Origin of the sequence: Kutzneria chonburiensis (genome assembly GCF_028622115.1) — a bacterium.
GTDB classification, from domain to species: Bacteria; Actinomycetota; Actinomycetes; order Mycobacteriales; family Pseudonocardiaceae; genus Kutzneria; species Kutzneria chonburiensis.
On record NZ_CP097263.1, the window covers coordinates 8,666,083 to 8,692,815 of the forward strand.

Sequence of the window (26,733 nt, forward strand, 5' to 3'; positions counted from 1 at the left end):
AAGGGGTGAGGGATGGACGAGTTGCCCGTTGCCGTGGTCGGGGCCGGCCCGGTGGGCCTGGCCGCGGCGGCGCACCTGGTCGAGCGCGGCCTGACGCCGCTGGTGCTCGAAGCCGGGCCGCGTGCCGGTCACGCGGTGGCGCAGTGGAACCACGTGCGCCTGTTCTCGTCCTGGTCGGAGCTGGTCGACCCGGCGGCCGGACGGCTGCTGGAGCCGACCGGCTGGCAGCAACCCGCCGCCCAGGAGTACCCGACGGGCGCGCAGTGGGCGCAGCAGTACCTGGTGCCGCTGGCCGAGGCGCTCGGCGACCGCGTGCGGTTCGGCACTCGGGTCGTCGGCGTCGCTCGACGGGGCCGGGACCGCGTGGTCGACGCCGGCCGCGAGAGTGAACCGCTGACCGTGCACGTCGAGACCGAGCACGGCGAGGAGCGCATCACCGCCCGTGCGGTCATCGACGCCTCCGGCACGTTCGGCGAGCCCAACCCGCTGGGCGGTGACGGGCTGCCGGCCGTCGGCGAGCGCGCGGCGGCCGACCGCATCGTCTACCGGGTGCCCGACCTCGCCGACCCGTTGGTACGCCAGCGTTATGCCGGCAAGCGCATCGCCATCGCCGGGGCCGGCCACTCGGCGCTGACCGCCCTGGTCGCGTTGGCCGGTCTGGCCGAGGAGCACCCCGGCACCCAGATCCTGTGGCTGCTGCGGCGGGGTGCTACCGGCGCGGTCTTTGGCGGCGGCGACGCCGACCAGTTGCCGGCCCGCGGCGCGCTTGGCCAACGGGCGAAAGCCGCTGCCGAGGCCGGGCCCGTCCAGGTCGTCACGGGCTTCCGGACCGCCGAGGTGGAGGCCGGTGCCGACGGCGTCGTGTTGGTGTCGCAGGACGGCCACAAGCTGGAGCTGGTGGACGAGGTCGTGGTGCTGACCGGGTTCCGGCCTGATTTGAGCTGGCTGTCCGAGGTCCGGCTTGACCTCGACCCCGTGTTGCAGGCCCCACGGACGCTCGCGCCGCTGATCGACCCGAACGTCCACTCCTGCGGAACCGTCTACCCGCACGGCGCTCGCGAACTCACCCAGCCCGAGCCGAACGTCTACCTGGTCGGCATGAAGAGCTACGGCCGTGCGCCGACGTTTCTGGCCATGACCGGCTACGAGCAGGTCCGCAGCGTTGTCGCGGCCATTGCCGGCGACCACGAATCCGCCGCCCGCGTCGAGCTGACGCTGCCCGACACCGGCGTGTGCGGCGGTGCCGGCGTGTTCGACGAGCCGGAGCAGGTCGTCGGCGGGGGCTGCTGCGGTCCCGTCGGGCCGGTGGCCGTGTCGATCGGCGAGGCCCGCTGAACGCGTCGCGGCCAGTCGCGCAGCCCGGTGCCAGGGGGACCGGGCTGCGCGGCGTGCTCTACTACGCCTTCCCGGTGCTAGCGCCGGCCATCGCCGCCGACACCGGCTGGTCGGCGGCGATGGTGACCGGCGCGTTTCGCTCAGCCAGCTCGTCGCCGGCTGTGCTGCTGGTGCTCGTTACGGTCCTTGTCGGCGCCGTGCGCGGCATCTTCACGCTGGTGCAGGCGACAGCGGTGTCCGACCGGTGGGGGCCACCGGGATCGCGCTCGCCTGAACGCTGACGCTGGCGGATCGATCACGCGTTTGCCAACCCGCCGACGTCGGCCACGCTGGTCGGCGGCCGCACTGCCAGGAGCCTCGTCGCCGAGATCGCCACTCGCCTTCGGGCCGGCCGCCCTGCTACCGTCTGAATCGACAAATTTCGATTCAAGGGAGCGGGGATGACCGAGTCGGTCGCCGATCGGCAGCATGACCAGGCCGTGATGGGCAAACTGTCCACCCTGGACCGGTTCCTGCCGGCCTGGATCATCCTGGCCATGGTCGCCGGCCTCGGGCTCGGCCGGCTGATTCCCGGCCTGAACGCCGCGCTGGACGCGGTCAAGGTCGGCTCCGTGTCGCTGCCGATCGCGCTGGGCCTGCTGCTGATGATGTACCCCGTGCTGGCCAAGGTCCGCTACAACAAGCTGGACTCCGTCACCGGCGACAAGAAGCTGCTGGTCTCCTCGATCCTGCTCAACTGGGTCCTCGGCCCGGCCGTGATGTTCGCCCTGGCCTGGCTGCTGCTGCCCGACCTGCCCGAGTACCGCACCGGGCTGATCATCGTCGGGCTGGCCCGCTGCATCGCGATGGTGCTGATCTGGAACGACCTGGCCTGCGGCGACCGCGAGGCCGCCGCCGTGCTGGTCGCGCTGAACTCGGTGTTCCAGATCATCGCCTTCGCCGGCCTTGGCTACTTCTACCTCCAGGTGCTGCCCGGCTGGCTCGGGCTGCCGCAGTCCGCGCTGCACGTGTCCGTGTGGGACATCGCCCAGTCCGTGCTGATCTTCCTGGGAATCCCTTTGCTGCTGGGTTTCCTGACCCGCACGATCGGCGAGCGCGGCAAGGGGCGCGTCTGGTACGAGAACGCGCTGCTGCCCAAGATCGGGCCGTTCGCCTTGTACGGCTTGCTGTTCACTATCGTCGTGCTGTTCGCCTTGCAGGGTGGCACGATCACCTCGCGCCCGCTCGACGTGGCCCGCATCGCGCTGCCGCTGTTGGTCTACTTCGGACTGATGTGGGGCCTGTCGTTCCTGTTCGGCAAGCGCGTCGGCTTGGGCTACGAGCGGTCCACCACGCTGGCGTTCACCGCGGCCGGCAACAACTTCGAGCTGGCCATCGCCGTGGCGATCGGCGTGTTCGGCGTGACGTCTGGACAGGCCCTGGCCGGCGTCGTCGGCCCGCTGATCGAGGTGCCGGTGCTCGTCGCCCTGGTCTACGTCTGCTTGTGGGCGCGCCGTTTCTTTCCCGCCTGAGCTACTGGCAGCGGGACTCGCGTCCCGGCTCGTCCACCAGTGGGCCGCCGGGGCGCAGCAACGCCTCCAGCGCGTGCAGCGGTTCCGGCAGCAGTCGGTACCAACTCCAGGTGCCGCGTCGCTGCCGGGCCAGGATGCCGGCCTTGACCAGCACGCTGAGGTGGTGGCTCAGCGTCGGCTGCGGCATGTCGAACTCGGGCGCCAGGTCGCAGAAGCACGCCTCGTCGCCGGTCGAGCGGCGGATCAGCGAGAGCAGGCGGATACGGACCGGGTCCGACAATGCCTTGAACAGCTGCGCGGCCCGCTCCGCGGCGGCGTCGTCGACCTCGGCCGCCGGCCGGGTCAACGACAACGTCACCGGGACGGCGTTGGTGTGCTTGGGGGCTGCCACCCGTCCATCATCCCCGTTCCCGCTGAATTGACAAACTTCGATTCAGCTGCTGTCGTTCGTATCGACAGATCTCGATTCAGGTCAAGGAGCACCACCGTGGCCCACACTCCTGAAGTGCTGTTCGTCTGCGTGCACAACGCCGGCCGCTCCCAGATGGCCGCCGCGCTGCTCCACCACTACGCGATGGGCCGCGTCGCCGTGCGCTCCGCCGGCTCGGAGCCCGCCGAGAAGGTCAACCCAGCCGCCGCGGCCGCTGTGGCCGAGTGGGGGCTGGACATCACCGCCGAGGTGCCGAGCAAGCTGTCGGTCGACGACGTCGAGGCGTCCGACGTCGTGATCACCATGGGCTGCGGCGACACCTGCCCGGTCTTCCCCGGCAAGCGCTACCTGGACTGGAAGCTCGACGACCCCGCCGGGCAGGACGTCGACGCCGTCCGGCCCATCCGCGACGAGATCGACCGCCGTGTCCGCGCCCTGCTCGCCGAGCTGCTTCACGACTGAGAAAAGGAGTCTGCCCTGCGCCTGGTGGTCGTCGGCGGCAGCGACGCCGGCATCAGCGCGGCCCTGCGGGTTCAGGAACTCGACCCCGCCGCCGACGTGACGGCAGTTCCGGTGGTCATACGCGGAAGTCGAGGGTTCGGACTTCTAGGCCTAGTTCGGTGAAGACGAGGTAGAGGTCGTGCCGGCCGCGGCGGGGGCGAAGGGGGATGGCGACGGGGGAAGAGGAGCCGGCGGGGACGTGGGCGGTGCCGAGGAGGGGGCCGTCCGGTGTGTCGAGGCGGAGCTCGACGGCGGCGGTGGTCTGGGCGGTGTTGGTGACGGAAAGGTCGCACGTGCGGCAACTGGTGAGGTCGTAGCCGCGGTAGGCGGCCCAACCGCCGGGGCGGACGGCGGTGATGACGCTGTCGCGGTCGCAGGGGAGCTCGGCCAGGCGCACGCCGGAGGCGTCGTCGAAAGAGCGTGCGCCCAGGGTGGTGTCGGCCAACGCGCGAGGGGGTAGTGAGGTTCCCTCGACGGTGAGGACGGCGGTGGCTGATGAGGTGTTGGTGAAGACCTCATGCTGTGCGGATTCGATCACCCAGCGCTCGGCGGCGACGTCCCAGAAGGCGAGATCGTTGGCGCGTAAGCGAAAGACGACGTGCTTGGTTGCGCGGGCGGGTAGCCACACTCGGCGGAAGGCGCGCAGCTGACGGCGGGGCTGTTTGACCTGGGAGGCGAGCTGCCTGGTGTAGAGCTGCACAACCTCGGCACAGTCACGGAACCCGGTGTTGCGTACTTCTACGGTGACCGTCGTGCCGCCGTCGGCGTCGATCGCCGAGGTGTCCAACTGGACCGGGCCGTGGGTGAACGTCGTGTAGGACAAGCCATGCCCGAACGGGAACAGCGCGTCCTCGTGGTAGAGGTACGTGATGTTGGTGGCGATGATGTCGCCGTCGAGTTCGGCCGGCAGCTCCTCGGCCGTGCGGTACCAGGTCTGCGGCAGCCGCCCGGTCGGGGCGTAGTCGCCGAGCAGCACCTCGGCCAGGGCCGTGCCGGCGGTCGGCCCGTCGTGCGCCGTCCACAGCATGGCCGGCAGGTGCTCGGCCGCCCACGCCAAGGCGTAGGGATGGCTGCTGGACACGACGAGCACCGTGTTGGGATTGGCGGTGCGGACTGCTTGCAGCAGTCGTTGCTGACCGTCGCTCAGTGCCAGGGTCGTGCGCTCGACGCGGCGTCGGCTGCCCACCATCAGCACGACCACGTCGGCGCTGCGGGCCACGAGCGCGGCCTGCTCGAGATCCTCGCCGTCGTGCCGGAGGACGTTGACCTTCTCGCCCAGCGCGCGGGCCAGCGTGTCGCCGGTCGACCCGATCACCGCCAACCGCACGCCCGGACCGGTCAGCAGCGGCAACAGGCCGTCGTTGTGAAGCAGCACAACGGATTCGCGGGCGGCTTCGAGTTCGAGCGCGCGGAGTTCCGTGCCGTCCACCGGTTCCGGACGTCGGTCGAACCGGACCCGGGTGAGCAGCACGCGCCGGGCCGCCTCGGTGATCGTTTCTTCCGACAGGTCGCCGCGCCGGTGGGCCGCGACGAGGTCGGCCGAGCGAGCACCGGTGCCGACGCAGAGGTCCGCGCCCAGCCGCAGAGCCGCGGCGGCGTCGAACTCGGGCCCGCTCACCTCGCACACCACGACGATCTCCCGGTCGCTCCACGGCCGGTAGACGTTCTTGATCAACCGGTGGGCCACCGTGGGGTACTCGTCGAACAGCTCCCACGGCAGCACCACACCGACCGCGCCGCCGGTCTCCATGGTGGCGCGCAGCGCCGGCCATTCGTGTTCGTTGAGCAGCCGCATGTTGAAGCCCGGCCGGGTGACGCAGCGCAGGGCGTCCACGCCCTTGCGGATCACCGGCGCGGTCCGGATCCGCTCCGGGTCGGGGCCGCGAAGGCCGAGCGTGAAGGCGCTGCCGAGCCGGGAGCACAGCAGTGGATCCTCGGCGTAGGCGGCCCGGCCGGGGCCTCGGCGCGGATCCTGCAGCGGCCGGCCGACCGGCGCAAGCGGCAGCGGTCCACTGCCGGCGGCCAGGTAGCTGCCGATCCGGCCGGCCAGCTCGGGATTCCAGGTGCTGCCAAGGGCCAGCGCCGGCGGCAGGTCGCCGCGAACGGCCACGGTCAGGCGCAGCTCGCACGCCGGCAGCCCGAGTTCCGGCACCGGCGGCTGGACCGGCTGGGTCAGCGCGATCTTCCGCTCGAGGTCCATCCCGGCGAGTACGTCCTGGACGATGCTGTCGTCAACGGCTGGTCGGAACGTGGTGGCTCCTTGTCGGATCAAGCCGCGTGCGCAATGCGCGCATCCTTGGCGTTATTCGAGTGAGCGTCGCACGCTATTCACGCGGTTGCCGGTCGTCAAGCGGCCGGCGGTGACTACCGCAGTGCCCGCGAGATCGACGACGCGGTCCGGGCCAGGCGTCGCGCCACGGCGGAGTCGCGCGACAGCACCGGCTCGATGTCGGATCCGGACACGCAGATGGCGCCGACCACGGCATTGTGGCGGTTATGGATGACGCAGGCCAGGGCACCGATACCCGGCCGCACCTCGCCGAACGAGTACTCGACGCCGCCGGCGGCGCGGATGTCGGCCAGCCGCGCCACCAGGTCCTCGTCCTGGGCCAGCTCCGGGGTGAGGCCGACGCCGTAGGCGAGGAAGCAGCGCCCGATCGACGATCGCGGCAACGACAGCCGGGTGCCCAGGTCGATCAGGGTGCTCAGCGGCGCCTTGGACGTCCACAGCCGCTCGATGAGGATGGCGCAGTCGATCGCCGGCACAGCGAGGGAGACGATCCAGGGGGTGTCCGCGAGGGTGGTGTGCAGCTCGACCGCGTACGGCAGGGCCGCCTGCCGCAGGCCCGTCCGCTCGATGTAGGCCAGCGACAACGTCGCCGCGTGCGCACCGATCGCATACCGGCCGCCGGCCTCGCTGACCAGGCCGTTGTCGACCAGGGTGCGCAGCAGTCGGTACGTGACCGTGCGGTCAAGGCCACTGGCCCTGGCCAGGCCAAGCACGCTCGCGTCCTCGACCTCCTCGGTCGCCAGCAGCCGCAGCAGCTCGCACGCCCGGGACACCGACTGCACGCGCGACCGTGACCGCACGGTGTCGGCCTGCGCCGGCGATGCGTTCATCCAGGGCTCCTCTCTCCGTTCGGAACCCTACCGCGACGTCTGCGCGCAATGCGCACAGCTCGTGCGACTTAAGCCGCGCTCCGGGTGCGCGGCGGGACCGCGGCACTCAAGTGCGCCGCCGAACATCGTGGCGATCGAGTGCGGCGAGGTGCTGCTGCACACGTTCGGCAGCACCTTCGGGTCCATGCCGTCGATAGAGCTCCAGTGCCTCCCACCACGCAGTGCGCGCCTGCTCGTCCTTGTGTAGGGCCGCATAAGGATGCCCAAGGCGCTCGAGCGTGTCGGCGGCCAAACGAGCGTTGCCTAGGCTCCGGTAGATGGCCAAAGCGTGCTCGTAGTGATTGACGGACTCGTGGTGGTGAGCAGTGTGGTAGGCGATGTAGCCGAGGCTGTTCAGCACGTCAGCTTCGGCCTCGGCGTTGCTGTGTCGGCGTTGTAGGGCGAGGGCGGCTCGGCAGTGGTTGTCCGCCTTGGCGTAGTCGCCGAGATGGGCGGCGTACCAACCGACTTGGTTGCACGCGTCGCCCTCCCAGTCCGAGTTGCCGACGGCACGGTAGAGGTCCAGTGCCTGCGTCGCATGGCCAAGGGCTCGGTGGTGATCATCCTGTAGCCCGTGGGTGAGTGCGAGAATCCGGTGCAGGTGAGCCTGCTCGTCGAGGTCGTCGTGGCCTTCGGCGATGGCCAGGGCCTCGTGAAGGTGGAGCATCGCCTCGTCGTGGTGTCCCAACTCGGCCTGGGTACGGCCAAGCCGGCGGTGGGCGAGTATCAGGTTGGCGGGGTCGGCCAAGTGCGTGGCGGCGTCCAGCGCGGTTCGGCGTACGGCGAGAAGATCGTGGCCAGTGGCCCGCCGGCGGTGATAGGTGTTCAGGATCCCGGCAAGCTGCCACACGTCGCGGTGCCAAGCGTGGGAACTGGCGGCCTGGAGGGTGGCGAGCAAATTGGGGTGCTCGCTGTCGAACCAGGCCAATGCCGCCGACACGTCGGCGAACTCGTGCGGGCACACGCCGGTGGTGGGTGGGCTGAGTTCCGCCGGCCTGCCGTGTGGGCTCAAGAGACGTTCGCCGGCGCGCGCGGTGTGGCTGTAGAAGTCGAGAAGCCTCCGCACCGCCGTGTCGCGCTCGTCCCTGGCAAGGTGATGAGAGGCGGTGGTGGCCGCGTAGGCGCGGATCAGATCATGCATCGAGTAGCGACCGCGCGCCTGCCTGTGCACCAGAGATGCGTCCTCCAGCTCCCGCAACACCTTCCGTGCCGTCGGGAGCGGCAGCGCGGTGAGGCTGGCGGCGGCGTGCAGGCTGACGTCCACGCCGGTGGCCACGCCCAGTAGCGCGAACACCGTCCGTTGTTGCGCAGTCAGGGCGTGCAAGGACCAGGACAGCACGGCAGGCAGACTGGCGGCGGGATCGATGTCGTCCAACGCCTCCAGGCCGGACTCGCTGAGCTCGGCCGCGAACTCGGCCAGCGGGATGTCCTGACGCATGTGGGCCCGGCCGGCCACGATTGCCAAGGCCAGCGGATACCGGCCGCCTGAGGCGATCAGCTGGGCGACCGCATCGGGCTCCGCGGCCGTGCGTTTGTCGCCGAGGCGCCGCACGAGCAGCGTTTCCGCTTCGTCTTCGTCGAGGACGGCAAGTGGCACATGGTGGGCGCCGTGCCGGTGCAGCAAGGCGGTGAGCGTGCTGCGGCTGGTGATCAGCACGGTGCAGGTTGGTGTGCCTGGCAGCAGCGGGATCACTTGGTCGGCGCTGGCGGCGTTGTCCAGCACGATCAGCATTCGCTTGTCGGCGACCTGGCTTCGGTAGTGCGCCGCGTGCGCGGTCAGGCCGCCGTCGATGTGGCCGTCGAAGCCCAACGCGTCGAGGAATCCCCGGACGGCGGTGAGTGGATCGACCGGGTTGCTGTGGGGGCTGAAGCCCCGTAAGTCGACGAACAACTGCCCGTCAGGGAAACGATCCGTGTGCCGATGCGCCCAGTGCAACGCGAGCTGGGTCTTGCCGATGCCGCCTGCGCCGGCGATGGCGGCGATCACAACGGTCGGGGCGTCGCCGGTGACGACATCATGGGCTGGGACTGTGCGACAGGCTTGATCGAGGAGGGCTAGTTCGGCGTCCCGGCCGATGAAGCCGGCTGCCGCAGCGGGAAGTTGCCGTGGTGTGGACGGCGTTTCCACTGTTGTCGCTGGATTCGAGACGGTGTTCAACGCCGCTGCTGTCAGTTCGTCGCGGTCCGCTGCCGTGAGCCCCATCGCGTCGGCCAATTGCCGGATGGAGATGAGGCGAGGGTTGCTCCGGTCGCCCGTCTCCAGCCCGCGGATCGTGCGTACCGACACGCCGGAACGCTCGGCCAGCGCCTCTTGCGTCAGGCCGCTACGCCGCCGTAACCGTCGGAGTACCGAGCCGCCCTGGTCGCCCACGCCCACCCCCGCTGGCTGCCACAGTCCGTAGTCGGACGTTAGCGCACGAACCGGCCACGGAGGGCAGGTTGGTGCTACGTCTGGCGATTACCACCCGCCGACTGCCTCGTTGATGTGCTGGAGGCGGGCGCTGGCGCGAGTGCCGTGCGTGTTGGCTCGGTGGATGGTTGCCGCGAGCCGGGCGAGGGGACGGTCCGAGCCGACCGTGCCGATCAGCGGCGCGAGTTGGAGCGCCGTCGATTCGGCGTCCGACCACGACCTCAGTTCGATCTGGGCGTGCAACAACGCGCAGAGGTAGAGAAACCGGTCTCGTGTCGCGCCGGCCGGAGTGGCCTCCAGCGCGCGGCCCAGCGGTTCGATCGACCGACGCCAGTCGCCGAGGCTGCCGTGCATGGCCGCGGTCGCGAAGTCCATGCCCCGCGTCGAGATCCACCAGGACCAGCCCGGGTCGCGGTCGGACACACCGTCGAACAGCAGGCAACGGGCCTGGTCGAGCAGCCGGAACGCCTCACCCGGCAGGCCCATCTGGGCATGAACGCGGGCTGCCCGCAGCCGGAACATCGATTCCAGTCGCGACGTGAGTCCGCCTCGGTCCAACACCGGCTCGATCAGGTCGAGGGCGTACCGCGGCTGACGCAGATACGTCGCCTGGAGGCTGATGTTGTGCGTCACGAACAATTCCATCAAGCGGTCTCCGCCGGCGCGCGCCAGCCGCAGCGACACCTCGTTGGCCCGGTGTGCCTGGCGGTGGCGATTGGCGTCGATCAGCAGCCACCCGGTGACTTCGGCCAGTTCGGCCAGGGCGACGGTGACATCGCGGGCCAATGGGCGCCCCGCCGCATCGAGGCGTGATCGGCGCAGTTGGGTGCTCAACGTCCGGGTGGCATGTCGTGATGCCTCGTTGCCGCCGGCGCGGACGTCCATTGCCACGAGGTGACCGATGGTGCCGTGGATCGCCGCGGCGTAGTCGTCCCGCCGCGTCGGGTCGGCCGGCGAGAGGTGCGACAGCGGAAACGCGATCGCGTCAGGATCTGTCGGTGAGCCGATCTCCGTTGGCTGAACCATGTCCGGAGTCCTCCACTGGCTCGTCGCCGACCGTTGCCGCCGTGGTCGTCCGTCGGAATGCCGTGGCCAGCGCGGCAAGTCGCTTGACCTCGTTGGTCAGACTGCCGTCGGGCAGCAGTGTCTGATCGGGCGCGGGCTCGCCCAGCGGCGGCCGGCCCTCGCCCTTGATGCGCAGTGCTCTGCGCACCTGGGCCGCTTCGCGGGCGTAGTCGTCGGCTGCCGATTCGGAGCCGACGGGTTCCAGATACGGTCGCAGTGACCGCCGGCCGTCGAGGATCTCGATCACGCGGCGGTACAGAAGATGATCGAGGTTGCGGACGAGCACCAGGTCGGCCAGGCGCGACCGGGGCGCCTCCAGCGCGATGTCCGGGGTGGCCCGGTGCAGCGCCTCCCACAGCGGCCGCAGCCGTTGGTACCGGACGTAGTTGACCAGCCACCGGCGGGCGGCGGAGAGCACGGGGCCCCAGCCCGGTGCGGTCAGGCCGAGCACTTCGAGCAGTGAGCCGATGTCACCGGCCAGCCACTCGATCGGGTTCCACGGTGTCATGTCGGCGCCGAGGTTGGTGCCCACGATCTCGGCCAGTCGCATGGCGCTGTACACGAGGATGCACAGGGCGCCGGCGGCGAGAGTGATCATGCTGCGGCGCAGCCAGGCGCGGTCGGTGACCTTGCTGTAGCCCCAGGCCATCCGCAGCGTGACGACTTGTCCGACGGCGGCGGCGACCGTGAAGAGGATCAGGTAGGCGGCAAAGTACTTGTTGGTCATGTTCAACAAGCTGGACGTCGCGGAGGTGCCGTCCCGGTGCGTCGGCTGGACCCAGAAGAACACGATGATCATCGCGACGAGCACGAGGCCGAACACCGCGCACCGCCTCGCGGCGGTCCGGCGGGCCGTCTCCGGCGGTTGAGCCCAGTAGATCAGCGCGACCTGCTGGGCCGCGGTCAACACGATGACGGCCCCGTGCGACAGGATGATCGTGATGTTCGGGGTGTTGAAGAACGCGGCCAGGTACCCCGAGATGGCGTCGAGGCCGACGAAGAAACTGAGGAACGAGAACAGGAAGTAGACCGTCAGCGCCACCTGTGCCGGGTTGTGGTCGGATCTGAATACGGTGATCCATCGGTAGCTGAAGGCGATGAGCGCGACAATGGTGCAGGTCCACTCGAGAACCGCGTAGATCATGAGTGTTCCCGTCTGCGGGAGTTGGCCGTCGTGTCGGTCTTCAGCTCATCGGCGGGGACGAGGCACCTGGTAGGTCAGGGTTCGCGCGATCCGCGTGACCTCATCGGTCGCGGTGTCGGTGTCGACGGCCTCCGCCGTCGATGCCGACTCCGGGTGGCGCTTGGTGATCCGCTCCATGATCAGGGAAGCCAGCATCTCGGCTTCCTCCTCCTGGCGGTCGGAATAGCTGGCCCGGTGCAGCATGTCGCGAACCAGATCCGGATCGAGATCGGGGAACAACAGCCGCGCACTCTCGTCGGTGAGTGCCGTGCTGCCGCGGTGGCAGCAGATGATGTGGGCGAGTTCGTGCGCGATGATGTGCTCCTGATGGATTCTGCTCGTGCCCGATTCGTAGACGATGAAGTCGATGTGTTCGGTGGAGACCCAGAACCCGCAGGGATGCATCGCGCTCATCGCGACGGGGACGCGGCAGATACGCCGGTTCGTCTGCTCGGCGACCAGATCGCACAGGCCGTCGATGTCCCAGCTCGCGGGCGTGCCCAGTGCGGCCAACCGGGACTCGCAGTCGCTTTGCAGCTGCCGGTGGCGCATCCGGCCGGTGGAGCCCCGCAGGCGCGAGAACGGTGTCATGGTTTGGGGTGATCCTCGTCAACCGACGGCAGGCCTTGCAGCTTGCGCATCTGGTCGAGGACAGCGGTGACGACGGCGAGGCTGTCGGGCGGCAACCCGGCGGCCCGCAGCGCGACTCCGCGCACCCCGGCCTGTCGCAGCTCGTCGAGCGCCGCCAACTGCTGGGTGACCCGGTCGGCATGGTCCGGGTCGACGAAGTATCCCGGCGCGACACCGAAGAACTTGGCCAGTTCCACCAGCAGTTCATGTGACGGCTGCCGGCGTTTGCCGTTACGCAGTGCGGAGAGGTACGCGCCGCTGACCTTCACCGAAGGGTGAAGCTTCTTGATGGCGGCCGCGACTTCGTCGTTCGTCCATGAACGACCGCCTGGCCTGCTCACCGTGAAAAGCTGATTCAAGCGGTCGGCCAAGACCGAATCGAGCGCTTCATCGTCCGTCACGTCCACCTCCTGACTCTTTCCTTCCTAGCGGGGTCCGATCGGGGGTGTCAACTGACAGTCGATTCAGGTCAACTGTGAAGACAACGGGCCACGCGACGTGACCCGTCGCGGTATGGTCACGGTCAACTGGTGGTTGGAGGGGGTCAACTGTTGGTTATGGCAGCGTGCTCGGCCCGGTGGGGTTCATGGGCGCTGGTCGGCGGCCTCACCTCGCCGTTCGGGCCGAACCCGGTCGAGGACCTGCCCGTACCTGGCGATCTCCGCGCCGGTGGTGTGGCCCGTACCCGCATACGCGGGTGCGATGTCCGGGTGATCGCCGCCAGAGGGGAGCGGCGATCACCCGGACGCCACTGGGGCGGATCCGCAACCACCTTGGCGACTTTGCCGCGCCCTAGTCCAAGAGTTCGACAAGGTGCAGCCGATCCTGGACGGACCACTCCTTCTTGACGCCGCCGAGGAACTCCACCTCGCTCCGACCATCGACCTCTGCCGCGACCGCCGCGACCTCGCCGACGGGACCGATCGAGCCGTGCAGCCGCACCCAGTCGCCGACCCGCAGCTCCGCCACGGTCACCGTGGCCACGTTGCGGCTGCCGGACGATGGCAGCAGCCGTTTCGTCAGGGCCCGCCAGGACAGGTAGCAGGCCGTCGGCAGCAACGGGAGCAGGCCGCTGATACCGACGAAGACCGGCAGCACCCGGATCGTGATCATGACGGCCGCCAGCAGGCCGACCGCCGCCGCAACCAGTGCCGAGTCGACGGGCCGCTTGCCGAACTGGAGCCAGCCGGTGGTGCGCACCAGGCCGTCCGGGGTCAACCCGAGCGGACGGCTGCCGTCGGGCAGCGTCAGATTGGGCGGCGTCGTCTTGCGCCGATGGGCGAAGGCGGTGAAGAACTCGTCGACGGCGAGGTCGGTCTCGCGCTCCGCGGTCACGACTTGCGCCACCGATCGTTGCCGCCCGGGCCCCGCACGCAGGTCACGGCCTGCCCCTGGGCGGTGACGTCGGTCGCGCCCTCCGGCGAGCACGGCTGGCCCACCCGCGCGTGTCCATCGCCGGAAGTCGTCGTGACGGGTGGTTCGTCCGAGGTGGACGTGGCCGGCGGTGGGGAGGCCGTGGACTGCTGGGCGGATGTCGTGGTGGTGGAGCCGGTCGGCGTCGTCTGGGTGGTGGTTGATCCCGCGCTGGGCGTCGGCGCGCACGACGAACCCCACAGGCCACGGTGGTCGTGCTGGGAGTCGGCCTCCGCGGCCGCGAAGGCCGCCTGACCGGGCCCGGTGTCGGCCCGAGCCGCCCCCGCGTGCACCATGGTGAGCGCGTAGTCGTGGCGATCGGGCAGCAGGACCTGGGCGGTGACGTGAGCCTGTCCGGCGGGCGCGTGGACCAGCCACACGTGCTTGCCCAGCAGAGCCTGCTTCGCCTGTGCCGTCGATTCGGCCGACCAGCATCCCGTCAGGGCAACGATGCCGTGCACGCGAACCGCCACCGCGTGGCCGGCACTGTCGACTCCCTCGAACTGGGCCACCGTCGACACTGTCGTCACGGTGATCGCGGCGTCTTCCGGCGTTGGCGGGACAACCGGTATCGCGGAGTCCGCGGTCGTGGTTTCGTGCGGCGAGTCGGTTGTCGTCGTGGCACCGCCGAGGAAGGCGGGCCGGGCGACGGGCGGGAACAGCGCCGCGCCGGACAGCACCAACCCGACCGTCGTGGCCACGCCGGTCACCGCCAGTCGCTGGAGCTGGGAACTGCGCCACCACAAGCCACGTGGCCAACCCGGAGCGGACAGGCTGCCACGGATCATCACGACGTCCCCAGGTCTTCGATCGGATGCGGGGCGGCGTGCATCGATCTTGGCTGACAGAGCTGTCGGAGTCTGGCAGCCGTTCGACCATTCGTGCATCCCCTTAGGGGGTGAATGTACCGCACTGTGATCACTCAGGGTGACCGTCACAGGGGTGGTGCCGCGCACCCGCGGGGCGGGTGCGCGGCGAGACCGATCAAGAGGTGCGGCGGCTGAAGATCATGTGCGAGACGCCCTTGGGGGAGGAGGCGGTCTCGACGGTGAAGCGCTGCTCGAGGCCTTCCAGGCTGTCCCACAGGCGGACGCCGCGGCCAAGCACGATCGGCACGATCACGACGTGGAGGTGGTCGACGAGGTCGGCGGCGAGGAAGTCGCGGACGACGGTGGGGCCGCCGCCGATGCGCACGTCGAGGCCGTTGGCCGCCTTCTTGGCCTCGGCGAGGACGTCCTGCGGGGAAGCGTCGCGGAAGTGGAAGACGGTGCCGCCCTCCATTTCCAGCGACGGCCGGGGGTAGTGGGTGAGGACGTAGACGGGAGTGTGGAAAGGCGGCTCCTCGCCCCACCAGCCGCGCCACGACTCGTCCTCCCACGGCCCGCGCTGGTAGCCGAACTTGTTGCGGCCCATGATCTCCGCGCCGACACCCCGGAAGGCGCTCTCGGTCAGGGCGTTGTCCACACCCCGGCTGCCGCCCGGGCCGCTGCCCCACATCTCGTGGGCCCATGCGGTGTCGAAGAACCACTCGGTCAGCCGCTGCCCGGCGTGCCCGAACGGCGTTTCCCGCGACTGCCCCTCGCCGGTGGCGAACCCGTCGATCGACACGCCCAGGTTGTGCACCCGGACCAGCTGCTCCCCGGCCGGTGATGTCGTCATGACTACCCCTTCCCATCTGCGGTTTCACCCACAGGTCGGATGCCGACGACGATTCTCTACATCGGCCGGGGATTTTTCTCGACGAACCTTCGACATGGCCTCTGACCTGGTGGTTCCGCGGGATTGCCGTGGGGGCGTTGCACCTGCGGACCTGACGTAGCCGTCAGCAATACCCGCACAAGTACGGACCGTGCGGCCTAGTATCGGCGGATGATCGTGGTGGCTGGGGCGACCGGGAACGTGGGGCGTGAAGTGGTCCGCCACCTGCTTGAGGCGGACGAAGCGGTGACGGCGCTGGTGCGGGATCCGGCGAAAGGGGTGCCGGCGGGGGCGAAGGCGGTGGCGGGGGATCTGACGGACCCGGCGACGCTCGGGCCGGGGCTGACGGGGGCGGACGCGCTGTTCCTGCTCAGCGGATACTCGCCGGACATCTTCACGGAGGCGGAGAAGGCCGGCGTGCGGCGGGTGGTGCTGCTGTCGGGCGGCTCGGCGGAGACGGGTGATCGGACGAACGCGGTCGCGCGCTACATGATCGACACGGAAGACGCGCTGCGAGCGTCGGGGCTGGCCTGGACGATGGTGCGGCCACGCATGTTCATGACGAACGCGTTCCAGTGGACGGAACAGATCAAGCGGGGCGTGGTGCGGGCGCCATGGGCGGACGTGCCGTCGGCGGTGATCGACCCGGCGGACATCGCGGCGGTGGCGGCGAAAGCGCTGGTGTCGGCGGAGCACGAAGGCCGCGAATATGCGGTGACCGGGCCGGAAGCGCTGCGGCCGGGGGATCGTGTCCGGATCCTCGGCGAGGCGCTGGGGCGGGAATTGCGCTACGAGGCGCAGCCGGACGACGAGGCCCGCGCGGACATGCTGGCGCAGATGCCGGCCGAGTACGTGGACGCCTTCTTCGGCTTCTACTCGGACGGAAAGCTCGACGAGGCAACGGTTTTCCCGACCGTGGAGCAGGTGACCGGCCGCCCGCCGCGGACGTTCGCGGACTGGGCCGCGGCCAACGTGGCCCGGTTCAAGTGACGTAGCGCAGCCCTGTCGCGCGGGGTAGTCGGCCGCTAGCATTCGTCCGTCTGGAGGTGAGACGAATGCTTCCGACGAACGACCGCGAGCTGCGCAGACTGCTGCGCCACGGCACGTTCGCCCAGGCGCTCGATCGTGCGATGACCGTGCGGGGCTTGAGCCTCGACCGCGTGCAGCAGCACCTCGCGGCGCGGGACGTGCGGGTGAGCCGGGCGGCGCTGAGCTACTGGCGCCGAGGCCGCAGCCGTCCCGAGCGGACGGAGTCGTTACGGGCGATCCGGGCGCTGGAGGATCTGCTCGGCCTGCCGGCGGAATCCTTGGTGGCACTGCTCGGACCGCCCCGCCCGCGCGGACGTACCGTGGGATCCGAGGCAGCCTCGGTTGACCGGCGCCGGCTGTGGACGGCCTGCGGGCCGCTGCTGGCCGACATCTCGGCCCCGCCGGAAGGCCAGGTGCGTTATCTGGCCGTGCACGAACACGTCTCGGTCGACGGCGACCGGTATCTGCGGTCGGTGCGGACCAGGCTGGTGCTGGAGGCGGCGGTGGACCGGGTCGACCGGTGCGTGGTCTACCAGTGGGCCGAGGATCCGGTGCGGCCGAGCCTGGACGGGCTGGCCTACTGCCGGCCCGGCCGGATCCGGGTGGACGCCTCGAACGCGGCGATGGTGTGCGAACTCCTGCTGGAGCAACGACTCGGGGCCGGCGAGCGGACGGTCGTCGAGTACGGCTTCACCTATCCCGCCGGCCTGCCGCTGACCTCCTACGACCGGCGGTTCACCCGGGCCAGCCGGCAGTACCTGCTACAGGTGGCGTTCAACGACGACGTGCCGGCGAGCTGCATGCCGTACCACCAGGCAGCGCCGGGTGCGCCCCGGCACGTGGAAGGCCCGCTGTGGCTGGGTGCTTCGGCGACCGCGCACCTGGTGGTGCCGGACGCCGGCCCGGGAATCGTCGGTCTGCGCTGGGAATGGGGCGAGCGGGCCGCCGCAGCCTCGTGAGCTGCGACGGCCCTTTCCGGAACCCGCCTGCCCGAGTGCCGGAGTCGGTCCTCAGTAGACGAACCAGTACACGGTGGTCTTGCCGCTGGCCCCGGCGGTGTCGGTCGCGGTGACGGGTGACTGGTACGAGCCGGTGGCCGGCCGGCCGGTGATCACCCCGGTGGCGGGATCGAGGGACAGGCCGGGCGGCAGGCCGGTGGCCGACCACCGGTAGCTCCCGGTGCCGCCGCTGGCCTTCAGCGACAGGGTGACGGTTTGGTTGTGCACCAACTGGAAGCCGGGATCGGCCACCGTGACGGGGCCGGAACTGCCCGGCTGCACGGTGAGGCTGATCGTGGCGGTGTGGGTGTGTTGGGCGTTCTTGCCGGTCACGGTGCCTTGTAGGTACCGGCCGGCGTCGACGAACTGGTGGCGATGGTCAGCGTCGACGACCCGCCGGCGTCGACCGAGCCGGGGGAGAAGGACGCGGTCGCGCCGGCCGGCAATCCGTCGGCGCTCAGCGCGATGCCGCCGGTCCCGCTGGTCGGCAGCTGGGCCTTGATCTCGTCGGCGTAGGTGGTGACGCGGGCGTACACACCGTAGGTGTTGCAGGCGTTGGACATCCACGAGAAGAAGCCGATGATCTGGTTGCCCACCAGGAACGGGCTGCCGCTGTCACCGACGCAGACGCCCTTGTGGCCGTCGGCGTAACCGGTGCACAGCATGGACCCGTCGTTCTTCCAGTACGACGACTCGTCGGTCTGGTTGGCGCAGCCCGAGTCCTCGGCCACCGGGAACTCCGCCGTGCGCAACACATCGGAGTAGGTGTCGGCGCCGGTCTTGCCCCAGCCGAGGGCCCGGCCCATGGTGCCGGGCTTGTTCAGCGAGGTGTCGGTGGCGATGGTCGGATACTGGATGCCGGCCGGCACCGGGACGTCCCGGTCCAGCGTGATCACGGCGACGTCGTGGCCGTTCTCCCAGCTGGTGTAGGCCGGATCGGTCCAGGACGACGCGATGTCGGCCCGGAACCCGGTGTCGTTGAGATTGGTCGCGCCGTAGACGAACCACTTCGTGCCGGCCTTCTCCAGCAGGCAGTGCGCGGCGCCGACCACGGTGTGCGGTCCGACCAGCGCCATGCTGCACGACTGCTGGCCGGGGAACACGCTGCCGTCCCGGCGCATCGAGATCATGAACGGGTACTGGTCGACGGTGGTCGGCTCGCCGCCGACCACATTCGACCTGACGGCGGCCGCGGTCTTCACGGTCGCCTGCGCGGACTGTCCTATTGCGACACTCAACGAGGTCGGATCGGTGCTGAGCGAGAAGTCGCCGGTTCCGGTGCCGTTGACGGTGAGCGCGACGGTCGTCGTGTGGGTGGCGTCGGATCCCTTGCCGGTCACGGTGATCGTCGCATTGCCGGCGGCCGCGGACGCCGATGCGGCCAACGTGAGGGTGGCACTTTGGCCGGCTGTGACGGAAGTCGGCGAGAACGTCGCGGTGACGCCGGCCGGCAGACCGCCGGCGGTGAGGTCGACGGATTGCGCCGAGCCCTTGGTGATCGTCGAGCTGATGGTGGCGGTCACCGACTTGCCCGGGTCGACGCTGACCGAGGACGGGTCCGCGGCGAGCGAGAAGTCGTTGCTGGGCGCGGGACCCGTGCCGTTGATCAGCGGGTCGGCCAGGTTGTCACCTCGCATCGATCCCCAGCCGGTGCACAGGTCGTAGCCGGTGCCGGCGCTGTAGGTGCCGTTGTTGCCGGTGGTGACGTCGTGGAAGGTGTTGGCGTACTGGGAAGAGCCGGCGATGGCGTACAGGGTGGGGTTCATCGCGCCGACGGTGTTCTTGTCGCCGGCCTTGGCCTTCTGATTGACCATCGCGACGTAGCCGGCCCACAGCGGGGAGGAGAGGCTGGTGCCGCCGACGTCCTGCCAGCCGCCGTTCATGTACACCGACAGCGCGCCGGCGCCGTAGTCCGCGTCCAGCGCGACATCGGGCACCGAGCGGTGCGCGTTGGTGCCGGTCTGCCAGCTGGGGCGGTCGAACAGCTGGGAGTAGCCGCCGCCGGAACGCGTGTTGCCGGAGCTGCCCTGGTTCCAGCACGACTCGGACTGGTAGGTGCCGGCACTGTCGCTGGTACGCAGCTGCGTGCCGCCGACGCCGGTGAACAGCGGGTCGCTCGGCGGATAGTCGGCCTGCACGGTGGAATTGTCGCCGTTGTAGCCGCAACCCGTTGCGCCCCAGTCGCCCGAGGCCGACAGCAGCGTGACGCCCTGGGCGGCCAGCTGCGAGTACGAGTCGTGCGAGGGATTGATCGGGTCGGCCTCGCACTTCTCGCCCAGCAGCCAGGAGTTGGACAGCACGGTGACCGCGTTGTCGCCGGCGATCTTGGCCATCTCGTCGACCCACGCCTTGTCGCTGTTCGGCGCCTCGTAGACGACCTGTGCGGCGCCGGGCGCGGTGGCGGCGACCGCCTCCACGTCCAGCGTCACCTCCAGCTGGTCGCTGCCCGGCGAGGAGACGCCGCCGTCGACCGGGACCACCTTGGGGCTGACCGACGGCTGCTTGAAGTACTGGGTCCACGAGTTCAGGTCGGACTGCTTGAACGCGTCGAACTCGATCAGGCCGACGGTCTGCCCGGATCCGTTGTAGGAGCCCGAGATGCTGCTCATGCCGTACGCGGTGCGGAACTGGGCCGGCGTGTAACCACCGCCAGGGCCGCCGGGGCCGCCCGGTGCGGCGGACCGGTGCGCGGCCGTTCGGTCCGACAGTCCGGCGACGCCGCGGACGATGCCGGCCAGGGTGCTCGGGATCGTCGGTGCGGTGTCGTTGGCGTGGAACCGTTCGCCGCCGGCGGTGTAGGTGCTCAGCCGCGTGCCGAACGCCGCCTCGACCTTGTCGGCCGGGCCGGCCGCGTCAACGACCTGCCGGTTGGCCGACCTGGACGTGATCGAAAGTCCTTGTGCCTGAAGGAAATCCGTCACCTGTCGAACGTCAGATGCGGTGGGCGCGAACCGGTCGTTGTACTGGGCGCTCGTGAGGTGGTGGCGGTACTGCGGCGAGCGTGGATCGCTGACCGCGGCGACGAACCGGTTCAGGCCGGCCTGGTCGTGCGGCTTGAGGGAGATCGCCAGATCGACCCGGGTGTCACCGGCGAGCCGGGCTCCGCGCTGCGCCCCGGCCGGGGCCGTCGAAGCGCCGGTCAGCGGCACCCGCCCGGGCTGTGCGGTCGCCGTCGGCGTTGACAGGGCCGCCGTCGCCAGTACCAGGCCGGTCGCCGCGGCGACCAGCCTCCCGAAATGCAGGGATAAGGGCATGCCTTCCTCCTGAGATTGCCGTGTTCGGCGACGCTAACGAGAGGAATTGCCCGACGAATCCCCTGAGTGGAAATTCAGTTCCGTCAACAGCTCGGGTCTACTCTTCGGGATTTCCGCAGCTCAGGGTGGTCATTGGTGACCAGGCGTCCACAGTTTCCCGCGGTGTTCAACCGTTCCGACGGAGGGTGTGCGGCCTGTGGGCCGGCGAACTCGTCCGGGGCGGAAGTTCGCCGATCGGCCGTGCGGCGACGGTCGGTGGCCTACCGTTGCCGTGAGGACGAGCCGGCTGGGGGACCCGTGAGCAAGATCAATATTCACCCGGACCATCTGCGCAGTTCGGGCGGCAAGCTCAGTGCCTTCGGCGGGAAGCTGGCTGAGGGCGGGCAGAAGCTGGAGTCGGCCGGCCAGAGCCTGGTCTCGCACGCCGGCGGGGACCGCTCCGGGATCGGCGCCGTGGTGGCCAAGGCGTTCGGCAAGGGCGTGCAGATCACCGGCAAGGTGTTCAGCGAGGGCGGCCGGGTCGTGGAAGGCGCCGGCAAGCGGCTGCACACGACCGCGAACCTGCACGAGGACGCCGACAACCACGCCGCCGGTCTGCTCAAGCGGCATCACTCGGGCGGCAAGGGCGACATCGACCCGAAGGGCGGCGGCCGCCGCAGCGCCACCCGGGTGGGCAGCGGCGGCAGCGGCAAGCCGTCCCGGGCACGGCGGCTGCTCGGCGGCAACGCCCGCCGGTCCGCGGTGCCCAACGGCAAGAAATGCACCGGCGGCGACCCCATCGACATGGCCACGGGTGACGTGCTGCTCACCCACATCGACGTCGAACTGCCCGGCACGCTGCCCCTGGTCCTGGCCAGGACCCACCTGTCGTCCTATCGGGCCGGCCGCCGGTTCGGCCCGAGCTGGGCGTCCACTGTGGACCAACGGTTGGAGATCGACGCCGACGGCGTCGTCTTCGTGACCGACGACGGCATGCTGCTGTCCTATCCGACACCGTCCGCCGACGGCGACGCGGTGCTGCCGGTGGAAGGTCCGCGCTGGCCACTGAGCCGCGTCGAGGACGGCTACCGGGTACGGATCCCGGAAACCGGGCTGACGCTGGACTTCGCGGGCGACGACGAGCTGGCGCCGTTGACCTCGATCTCCAACCGCGCGGCCGACCGGATCGACATCGAGCACGGGCCGGGTGGCATACCGGTGGCCGTCCGGCATACGGGCGGCTACCACGTCGTCGTCGGCACGAGCGGCGAACTGATCACCGGGCTGGCGGTGCGCACCGAGGACGGCGACGTCACGGTCCGGCGGTTCGGCTACGACGACCAGGACCGGCTGACCGAGGTGTTCAACGCCGCCGACCAGCCGCTACGGCTGGCCTACGACGCGGAAGGCCGGCTCACCGAGTGGATCGACCGCAACGGCATGTCCTACCGCTACGGCTACGACGCCGTCGGCCGGTGCGTGCGCGGCGAAGGCGACGGCGGCCATCTCGACTACACGTTCGACTACGACACCGTCGGCCTGGTCACCACGGCGACGAACTCGTTGGGGCACAGCACGCGCTACCACCTGAACGAGGCGTTGCAGGTCGTCAGGATCGTCGACCCGGTCGGCGGGGAGATCGTCTCGGAGTTCGACCGCTACGACCGGGTGTCCGCCCGCACCGATCCACTGGGGCGCACGACCCGGTTCGAGCGCACCGACGACGGCGACGTGCTGCGGGTGACGCGCCCCGACGGTTCGCAGACGTTGGCCGAATACAACGACTTCCGTCTGCCGATCACGTTGGTCGACCCGGACGGGGCGGTCTCCCGCTGGGAGTACGACGCCGTCGGCTCGGTCGTGGCCGAGACCGACCCGCTCGGCGCCACGACCCGCTTCGGCTACGACGAGAGCAATCACCTGGCCTCGGTCACCGACGCGCTCGGTGCGGTGACCAGGATCGTCTGCGACCGGGCCGGTCTGCCGGTCGCGGTGACGGATCCGTTGGGAGCGAACACAAGCTACGTCCGTGACGCGTTCGGCCGGGTCACCGCCGTCGTGGATCCCTTGGGCGGCACCACGGAGCTGGGATGGACCGCCGACGGCAAGCCGGCGTGGCGGCGTGAGCCCGACGGCGCGGTGCAGCGCTGGTCCTATGACGGGGAAGGAAACCAGGTCGAGCACGTCGACGCGCTCGGCCAGCTCGAACGCACCGAGTACGGCCCGTTCGACCTGCCGGTCGCCCATGTCGACCGCAACGGCGAACGGACCGGGTTCACCTACAACACCGAACTGGGCCTGGTCGCGGTGACCAACCCGGCCGGCCTGGTGTGGCGCTACGACTACGATCCGGCCGGCGACCTGATCGGTGAGACCGACTTCAACGGCCGCACCGTGCGCTACGAGCGCGATGCCGCCGGACAGCTGGCCGCCCGGACCAACGGGGCCGGCCAGACGGTCACGTTCAGCCGGGATGCGTTGGGGCGCGTGGTCGAGCGCCGCGCCGGCGACAACGTGACCACGCTGGCCTATGACGCGGCCGACCGGATCGTACGTGCCACCAACCGCGACGCGGATGTGGTGTCCGCGTACGACCCGCTGGGACGGCTCGTCGCCCAGACCACCAACGGCCGTACCGTGTCCAACGGTTATGACGCGGTCGGGCGCCGGGTCCGACGGATCACCGCCAGCGGTGCGGAAACCCGCTGGCACTTCGATCCGGCCGGCAATCTGACCACTGTGGACACTGCTGCGCGGCGGCTGGAGTTCGGCTACGACACGGCCGGGCGGGAGGTGTCCCGCCGCCTCGGCGCCCTGACGCTCGACCAGACCTGGGACGCCAACCACCGCTTGCGCACCCAGGCGTTGACCGCCCCGGCCCGGCCGGTCGGCGGCTTCTCCAGCGGCGTGCGTACACCTACCGCGCCGACGACGCCGTCACCAACATCGTCGACCAGCTGGCCGGTGTCCGGCAGTTCGACCTGGATCCGCTCGGCCGGGTCACCGAGATGCAGGGCGTCGAGCGTCGGGAAAGCTATCGCTACGACGCCAGCGGCAACGTCGAACAGGGGCAGGTCACCGGCACGCTGGTCCGCGCCGCCGGCAACGTCCGCTACGACCACGACGGCCAGGGCCGGGTGATCATGCGGCAGGCCCGGACCCTGTCCGGCCAGGTTCGCGTCTGGCGTTACTCGTGGGACGCCGACGACCGCCTGGCCTCGGTCACCACCCCCGACGGGGTCGTCTGGCGCTACGGGTATGACGCCTACGGCCGTCGCGTGCACAAGCTGCGGCTCGCCGCCGACGGGCAGATCGCCGAACGCACCGACTTCACCTGGGACGGCGCGACCCTGGCCGAGCAGGCCCATTCCGGCGGGCACATCACGACCTGGACCCACCGGCCGGACGGCGTCACGCCGCTCACCCAGGCCGATCGTGTGCGCGACGCGTCGCAGGGCTGGATCGACCGGCAGTTCTACGCGATCGTCACCGATCTCGTCGGCGCGCCGGCCGAACTGGTCGACGATCGCGGCGAGGTGGCCTGGCGGGCCGACACCACGCTCTGGGGCGCAGTGCTGGGCCAGCCGGCCCGGTGCCCGCTCCGGTTTCCCGGGCAGTACCACGACGGGGAGACCGGGCACGACTACAACCTGTACCGCTACTACGATCCCGCCGCCGGCGGCTATCTCTCACCGGATCCGCTCGGCCTCGACGGCGGCCCCAATCCGCACGCCTACGTGCCCAACCCGATCACCTGGTTCGATCCGCTCGGCCTGAAGTGCCAGCCGAAGCGGATCTACGACGACTCCTCGTACGGCAAGCACGGCCGCAGCGAACGGCAGACCTCGCGGGGCGTGTCGAGCCGTCGGCCGACCAACGGCCAGGCCGCGCTGGACCGGTCGATCGACCCCGACCCGGACAACCCCGCGGTGTTCCGCCGCTACGGTGTCGACCACGAGAACGGCGAGATCGTCGTGCTCGACCGGCACCACTACGAGGAGGACAAGGACGGCAACATCACCAAGGAGTACTACCACGGGCACGTGCCCGATCCGGACACCATCCCGTCCAAGATCATGACCATGCTCAAGCGGAACGGCATGGTCGGCAAGAAGAACCGGGTCCTGCCCCCGGACAGCGACTAGGAAACGGAACCGTGGACGACATCGACTGGGCGACCGGGCGTGGGCTGCTGGCCGTCGACGACCCGGCGGAGGTGGACGACGCCTTCGCCCGCAAGGAGAAACACGTCGGCATCGCGGTCGTGGGGCTGGCCTTGAACAACGAGGACCTCGACGCCGTCGCACCGCGGGTGGTGCGGGCCATCGAGTCCGACGACGTGGAAACCCGGCGGCTCGGATTCACTGCCGCCGGGCACAGCGCCCGGCTGTTCCAGACGCTGGACCCGCGGATCGGGGAAGTGCTGCACCGCTTCCGCAAGGACGGCATCGCCTCGACCGCGCTCGACGACGTCCTGTCGTTCGTGCCGTTTCGACAGCTGCCACGGTGGCTCAAGGTCGAGTCGGTTCGGCGCAAGCTGCGGTGGCTGGTGCTCCGGCGCTGAACCACGGCCGCGGCGCGTGCGGCGATGGAACGTTGACCCGTTGTAGCGCAAGAAAAAGGACGGGCGGCGGTGGGCTGGGGGTACACATCGCCGCCCGTCCGTCATGCGGCGCGGGGAGGGAGGCCCGGGCGCCGCAGGTCTGACGAGCTCAATGGCCCGGATGCGTGGTCGGTGGACCAGTGGGATGGTCCGGACCAGGATCCGGGTGCGTGCTCGGCGGGCCGTGACCCTGGCCGCCGTGGTCCTTCTCCTTGGTGGTGGTGGTCGTCGTCGGTGTGGCCGAGCCCTTTTCCTGTTTGCCGGCAAGCAGATCGGCGCAGTAGGCGTCGACCTTGTCCCGTCCGCCGGCGGCGGTGATCAGGGCGGAGAACGCCGGGTTGTCCAGGGCTTTGCCGTGGTCCGAACCGGCGCCGGCGGTGAAGGCGTTGCACAGCCCGGTCAAGGACGGGGACGGCGAGCCCGATGTCGGCGCGGCACCGTTCTCGTGTTCGGTGGTTGTCGGGTGGCTCGTCGGCGGTGGGGCAACCGCCGACGAGCCGGGATCTCCGGTGCGGGATGGTGGTGCGACGTGGGAGTTCCCGCCCAGTGGTCCCGGCAGGTAGCCGATGACGGCGGCCGTGGCGACGCCGCCCGCGGCGACGGCGAGTACGGCGACGACGGCCGCGAGCTTGGCGCTGAACAACTTCGCCAGCAACGGTCTCCGGGGCTGCGCTGCGCTGGTGAGACGAGCGGCGCGGAATGCCGCGACCGCAGCGTGTTCACCCGCCAGCTCGCTGTCACGGGCTGGGGCGGCCGCGACGGCGAGCAGGGCGTTCAGCGGGTGGCCGCCCGCAGCCGGCGCACCGTCGAGCATCTCCTCAGCGGTGCGCCGATCTGGGCGGCGGTCGTGCGTGCTCATCTCACCTGCTTCAGCGTCGGGGTGGACAGATGTGTCACACCACCCGCTGACCTGCGGGTTTCCGGCAGCAGATCGGCCAGCGTGCGCAGTCCGCGATGGGCCGCCATGCGCACGGCGCCGGCACGCTTGCCGAGGACCTTGGCCGCGGCCGTGGCATCGAGGCCCATGACCGCACGCAGCAGGACCGCTTCGGCCTGGTCACGGGGCAGTTTCGCGATCAACGCCAGGGCCGCGTCGGTGTCCATCGCGGTCACCGCGGACTCGGCCGTGTCCTCGCGGGCCGGCACCTCGGACAGCTGCTCGTCGGTGGCCGCGCTGACCGGGCGTCTGCGCTGGTGGCGCAGGTGATCCAGGGCTCGGTTGCGGGCGATCGTGGCGGCCCAGCCGCGGAAGCCGTCCTCGTCGCCCTTGAAGGTCGACAAGTCCCGCGCGATGTGCAGCCACGCCTCCGAGGCGACGTCCTCGGCATCGGTGCCGACCAGCACACGGAGGTAGCGCAGCAGGCCCGGTTGAACCGCGCGGTACAGCACCCGGAAGGCGTCCTCGTCCCCGTCCTCCCGCGCCGCCCGCAACGCCGCCGACACCTCTCCGTGGTGCTCCGACACCAGCGCCTCACCGCCTCTCCCGCCGCGCCATCATGGTGCATGCGGGGCCGCAACGGAACCACTGCGGAGCG

The 26,733-nt window shown here is 70.2% G+C and carries 23 protein-coding genes and 1 pseudogene; 9 read left to right on the forward strand and 15 right to left on the reverse strand.

Features of this window, described 5'->3' with window-relative positions:
- Positions 1-12: 12 nt before the first annotated feature.
- The 3 genes from M3Q35_RS40470 to arsB all read left to right on the forward strand — a co-directional run bounded on the left by M3Q35_RS40470 (position 13) and on the right by arsB (position 2,846).
- On the forward strand, positions 13-1,335 hold the full coding sequence (locus tag M3Q35_RS40470; protein ID WP_273937851.1) for an FAD-dependent oxidoreductase: 1,323 nt from the start codon (positions 13-15) through the stop codon (positions 1,333-1,335).
- 53 nt (positions 1,336-1,388) lie between these two features.
- The gene (locus M3Q35_RS40475; protein ID WP_273937852.1) at positions 1,389-1,616 is read left to right on the forward strand and encodes a hypothetical protein; all 228 of its coding nucleotides are present in this window, start codon (positions 1,389-1,391) and stop codon (positions 1,614-1,616) included.
- Positions 1,617-1,775: 159 nt separating this feature from the next.
- On the forward strand, positions 1,776-2,846 hold the full coding sequence (gene arsB, locus M3Q35_RS40480; protein ID WP_273937853.1) for an ACR3 family arsenite efflux transporter: 1,071 nt from the start codon (positions 1,776-1,778) through the stop codon (positions 2,844-2,846).
- Between the two features lies 1 nt (position 2,847).
- Here arsB and M3Q35_RS40485 read toward each other — a convergent pair whose 3' ends face one another.
- Positions 2,848-3,237 carry an ArsR/SmtB family transcription factor gene (locus M3Q35_RS40485; RefSeq protein ID WP_273937854.1) on the reverse strand — a complete coding sequence of 130 codons (390 nt, stop codon included), beginning with the start codon at positions 3,235-3,237 and terminating at the stop codon, positions 2,848-2,850.
- Positions 3,238-3,333: 96 nt separating this feature from the next.
- Here M3Q35_RS40485 and M3Q35_RS40490 point away from each other — a divergent pair, with 96 nt between their 5' ends.
- On the forward strand, positions 3,334-3,738 hold the full coding sequence (locus tag M3Q35_RS40490) for an arsenate reductase ArsC (protein WP_273937855.1): 405 nt from the start codon (positions 3,334-3,336) through the stop codon (positions 3,736-3,738).
- Positions 3,739-3,853: 115 nt separating this feature from the next.
- Here the strand turns inward: M3Q35_RS40490 and M3Q35_RS40495 are convergent, their stop codons facing one another.
- The 10 genes from M3Q35_RS40495 to M3Q35_RS40540 all read right to left on the reverse strand — a co-directional run bounded on the left by M3Q35_RS40495 (position 3,854) and on the right by M3Q35_RS40540 (position 15,296).
- Positions 3,854-5,977: a glycoside hydrolase family 3 protein gene (locus M3Q35_RS40495; protein WP_273937856.1), complete on the reverse strand. Its 2,124-nt coding sequence runs from the start codon at positions 5,975-5,977 to the stop codon at positions 3,854-3,856.
- Positions 5,978-6,141: 164 nt separating this feature from the next.
- Positions 6,142-6,897, reverse strand: coding sequence for an IclR family transcriptional regulator (locus M3Q35_RS40500; protein ID WP_273937857.1), 756 nt, complete (start codon positions 6,895-6,897; stop codon positions 6,142-6,144).
- A 106-nt stretch (positions 6,898-7,003) separates the two neighbouring features.
- Positions 7,004-9,307 (reverse strand): helix-turn-helix domain-containing protein, encoded by a 2,304-nt coding sequence (locus M3Q35_RS40505; RefSeq protein ID WP_273937858.1) that lies wholly within the window; start codon positions 9,305-9,307, stop codon positions 7,004-7,006.
- A gap of 87 nt (positions 9,308-9,394) precedes the next feature.
- Positions 9,395-10,372, reverse strand: coding sequence for an NsdA family TPR-like regulatory protein (locus tag M3Q35_RS40510; RefSeq protein ID WP_273937859.1), 978 nt, complete (start codon positions 10,370-10,372; stop codon positions 9,395-9,397).
- Positions 10,332-11,555, reverse strand: a complete 1,224-nt coding sequence (locus tag M3Q35_RS40515; RefSeq protein ID WP_273937860.1) for an MAB_1171c family putative transporter — start codon at positions 11,553-11,555, stop codon at positions 10,332-10,334. Before M3Q35_RS40515 ends, M3Q35_RS40510 begins: the two co-directional genes overlap by 41 nt.
- A gap of 45 nt (positions 11,556-11,600) precedes the next feature.
- Positions 11,601-12,107, reverse strand: a complete 507-nt coding sequence (locus tag M3Q35_RS40520) for a hypothetical protein (protein WP_273937861.1) — start codon at positions 12,105-12,107, stop codon at positions 11,601-11,603.
- A 74-nt stretch (positions 12,108-12,181) separates the two neighbouring features.
- The gene (locus tag M3Q35_RS40525; RefSeq protein ID WP_273937862.1) at positions 12,182-12,631 is read right to left on the reverse strand and encodes a helix-turn-helix domain-containing protein; all 450 of its coding nucleotides are present in this window, start codon (positions 12,629-12,631) and stop codon (positions 12,182-12,184) included.
- A 385-nt stretch (positions 12,632-13,016) separates the two neighbouring features.
- Positions 13,017-13,559, reverse strand: a complete 543-nt coding sequence (locus tag M3Q35_RS40530; RefSeq protein ID WP_273937863.1) for a hypothetical protein — start codon at positions 13,557-13,559, stop codon at positions 13,017-13,019.
- Complete coding sequence (locus M3Q35_RS40535; RefSeq protein WP_273937864.1) at positions 13,556-14,425, reverse strand: hypothetical protein; 870 nt, start codon at positions 14,423-14,425, stop codon at positions 13,556-13,558. The genes M3Q35_RS40530 and M3Q35_RS40535 overlap by 4 nt, the downstream gene beginning before the upstream one ends.
- A gap of 196 nt (positions 14,426-14,621) precedes the next feature.
- Entirely contained in the window at positions 14,622-15,296 is a 675-nt protein-coding gene (locus M3Q35_RS40540) for a dihydrofolate reductase family protein (RefSeq protein ID WP_273937865.1), read from the reverse strand.
- 210 nt (positions 15,297-15,506) lie between these two features.
- Between M3Q35_RS40540 and M3Q35_RS40545 the strand changes: the two genes are divergently transcribed.
- Positions 15,507-16,325, forward strand: coding sequence for an NAD(P)H-binding protein (locus M3Q35_RS40545; RefSeq protein WP_273937866.1), 819 nt, complete (start codon positions 15,507-15,509; stop codon positions 16,323-16,325).
- Positions 16,326-16,390: 65 nt separating this feature from the next.
- Entirely contained in the window at positions 16,391-17,323 is a 933-nt protein-coding gene (locus tag M3Q35_RS40550; RefSeq protein ID WP_273937867.1) for an XRE family transcriptional regulator, read from the forward strand.
- A 51-nt stretch (positions 17,324-17,374) separates the two neighbouring features.
- Here the strand turns inward: M3Q35_RS40550 and M3Q35_RS40555 are convergent, their stop codons facing one another.
- On the reverse strand, positions 17,375-17,695 hold the full coding sequence (locus tag M3Q35_RS40555) for a putative Ig domain-containing protein (RefSeq protein WP_273937868.1): 321 nt from the start codon (positions 17,693-17,695) through the stop codon (positions 17,375-17,377).
- A complete protein-coding gene (locus tag M3Q35_RS40560) occupies positions 17,692-20,616 on the reverse strand; it encodes a protease pro-enzyme activation domain-containing protein (protein ID WP_273937870.1) in 2,925 nt (974 codons plus the stop codon). The genes M3Q35_RS40555 and M3Q35_RS40560 overlap by 4 nt, the downstream gene beginning before the upstream one ends.
- Positions 20,617-21,357: 741 nt before the next feature.
- Here M3Q35_RS40560 and M3Q35_RS49160 point away from each other — a divergent pair.
- The 3 genes and pseudogenes from M3Q35_RS49160 to M3Q35_RS40575 all read left to right on the forward strand — a co-directional run.
- A pseudogene (locus M3Q35_RS49160) lies at positions 21,358-23,118 on the forward strand (DUF6531 domain-containing protein); the annotation flags it as partial.
- A 434-nt stretch (positions 23,119-23,552) separates the two neighbouring features.
- Entirely contained in the window at positions 23,553-24,740 is a 1,188-nt protein-coding gene (locus M3Q35_RS40570; protein ID WP_476408951.1) for an RHS repeat-associated core domain-containing protein, read from the forward strand.
- Between the two features lie 11 nt (positions 24,741-24,751).
- Complete coding sequence (locus M3Q35_RS40575; RefSeq protein ID WP_273937872.1) at positions 24,752-25,159, forward strand: hypothetical protein; 408 nt, start codon at positions 24,752-24,754, stop codon at positions 25,157-25,159.
- A 148-nt stretch (positions 25,160-25,307) separates the two neighbouring features.
- Here M3Q35_RS40575 and M3Q35_RS40580 read toward each other — a convergent pair whose 3' ends face one another.
- Both M3Q35_RS40580 and M3Q35_RS40585 read right to left on the reverse strand, forming a co-directional pair.
- Positions 25,308-26,057, reverse strand: coding sequence for a hypothetical protein (locus tag M3Q35_RS40580; protein ID WP_273937873.1), 750 nt, complete (start codon positions 26,055-26,057; stop codon positions 25,308-25,310).
- The gene (locus M3Q35_RS40585) at positions 26,054-26,662 is read right to left on the reverse strand and encodes an RNA polymerase sigma factor (protein WP_273937874.1); all 609 of its coding nucleotides are present in this window, start codon (positions 26,660-26,662) and stop codon (positions 26,054-26,056) included. The genes M3Q35_RS40580 and M3Q35_RS40585 overlap by 4 nt, the downstream gene beginning before the upstream one ends.
- Positions 26,663-26,733: the final 71 nt, after the last annotated feature.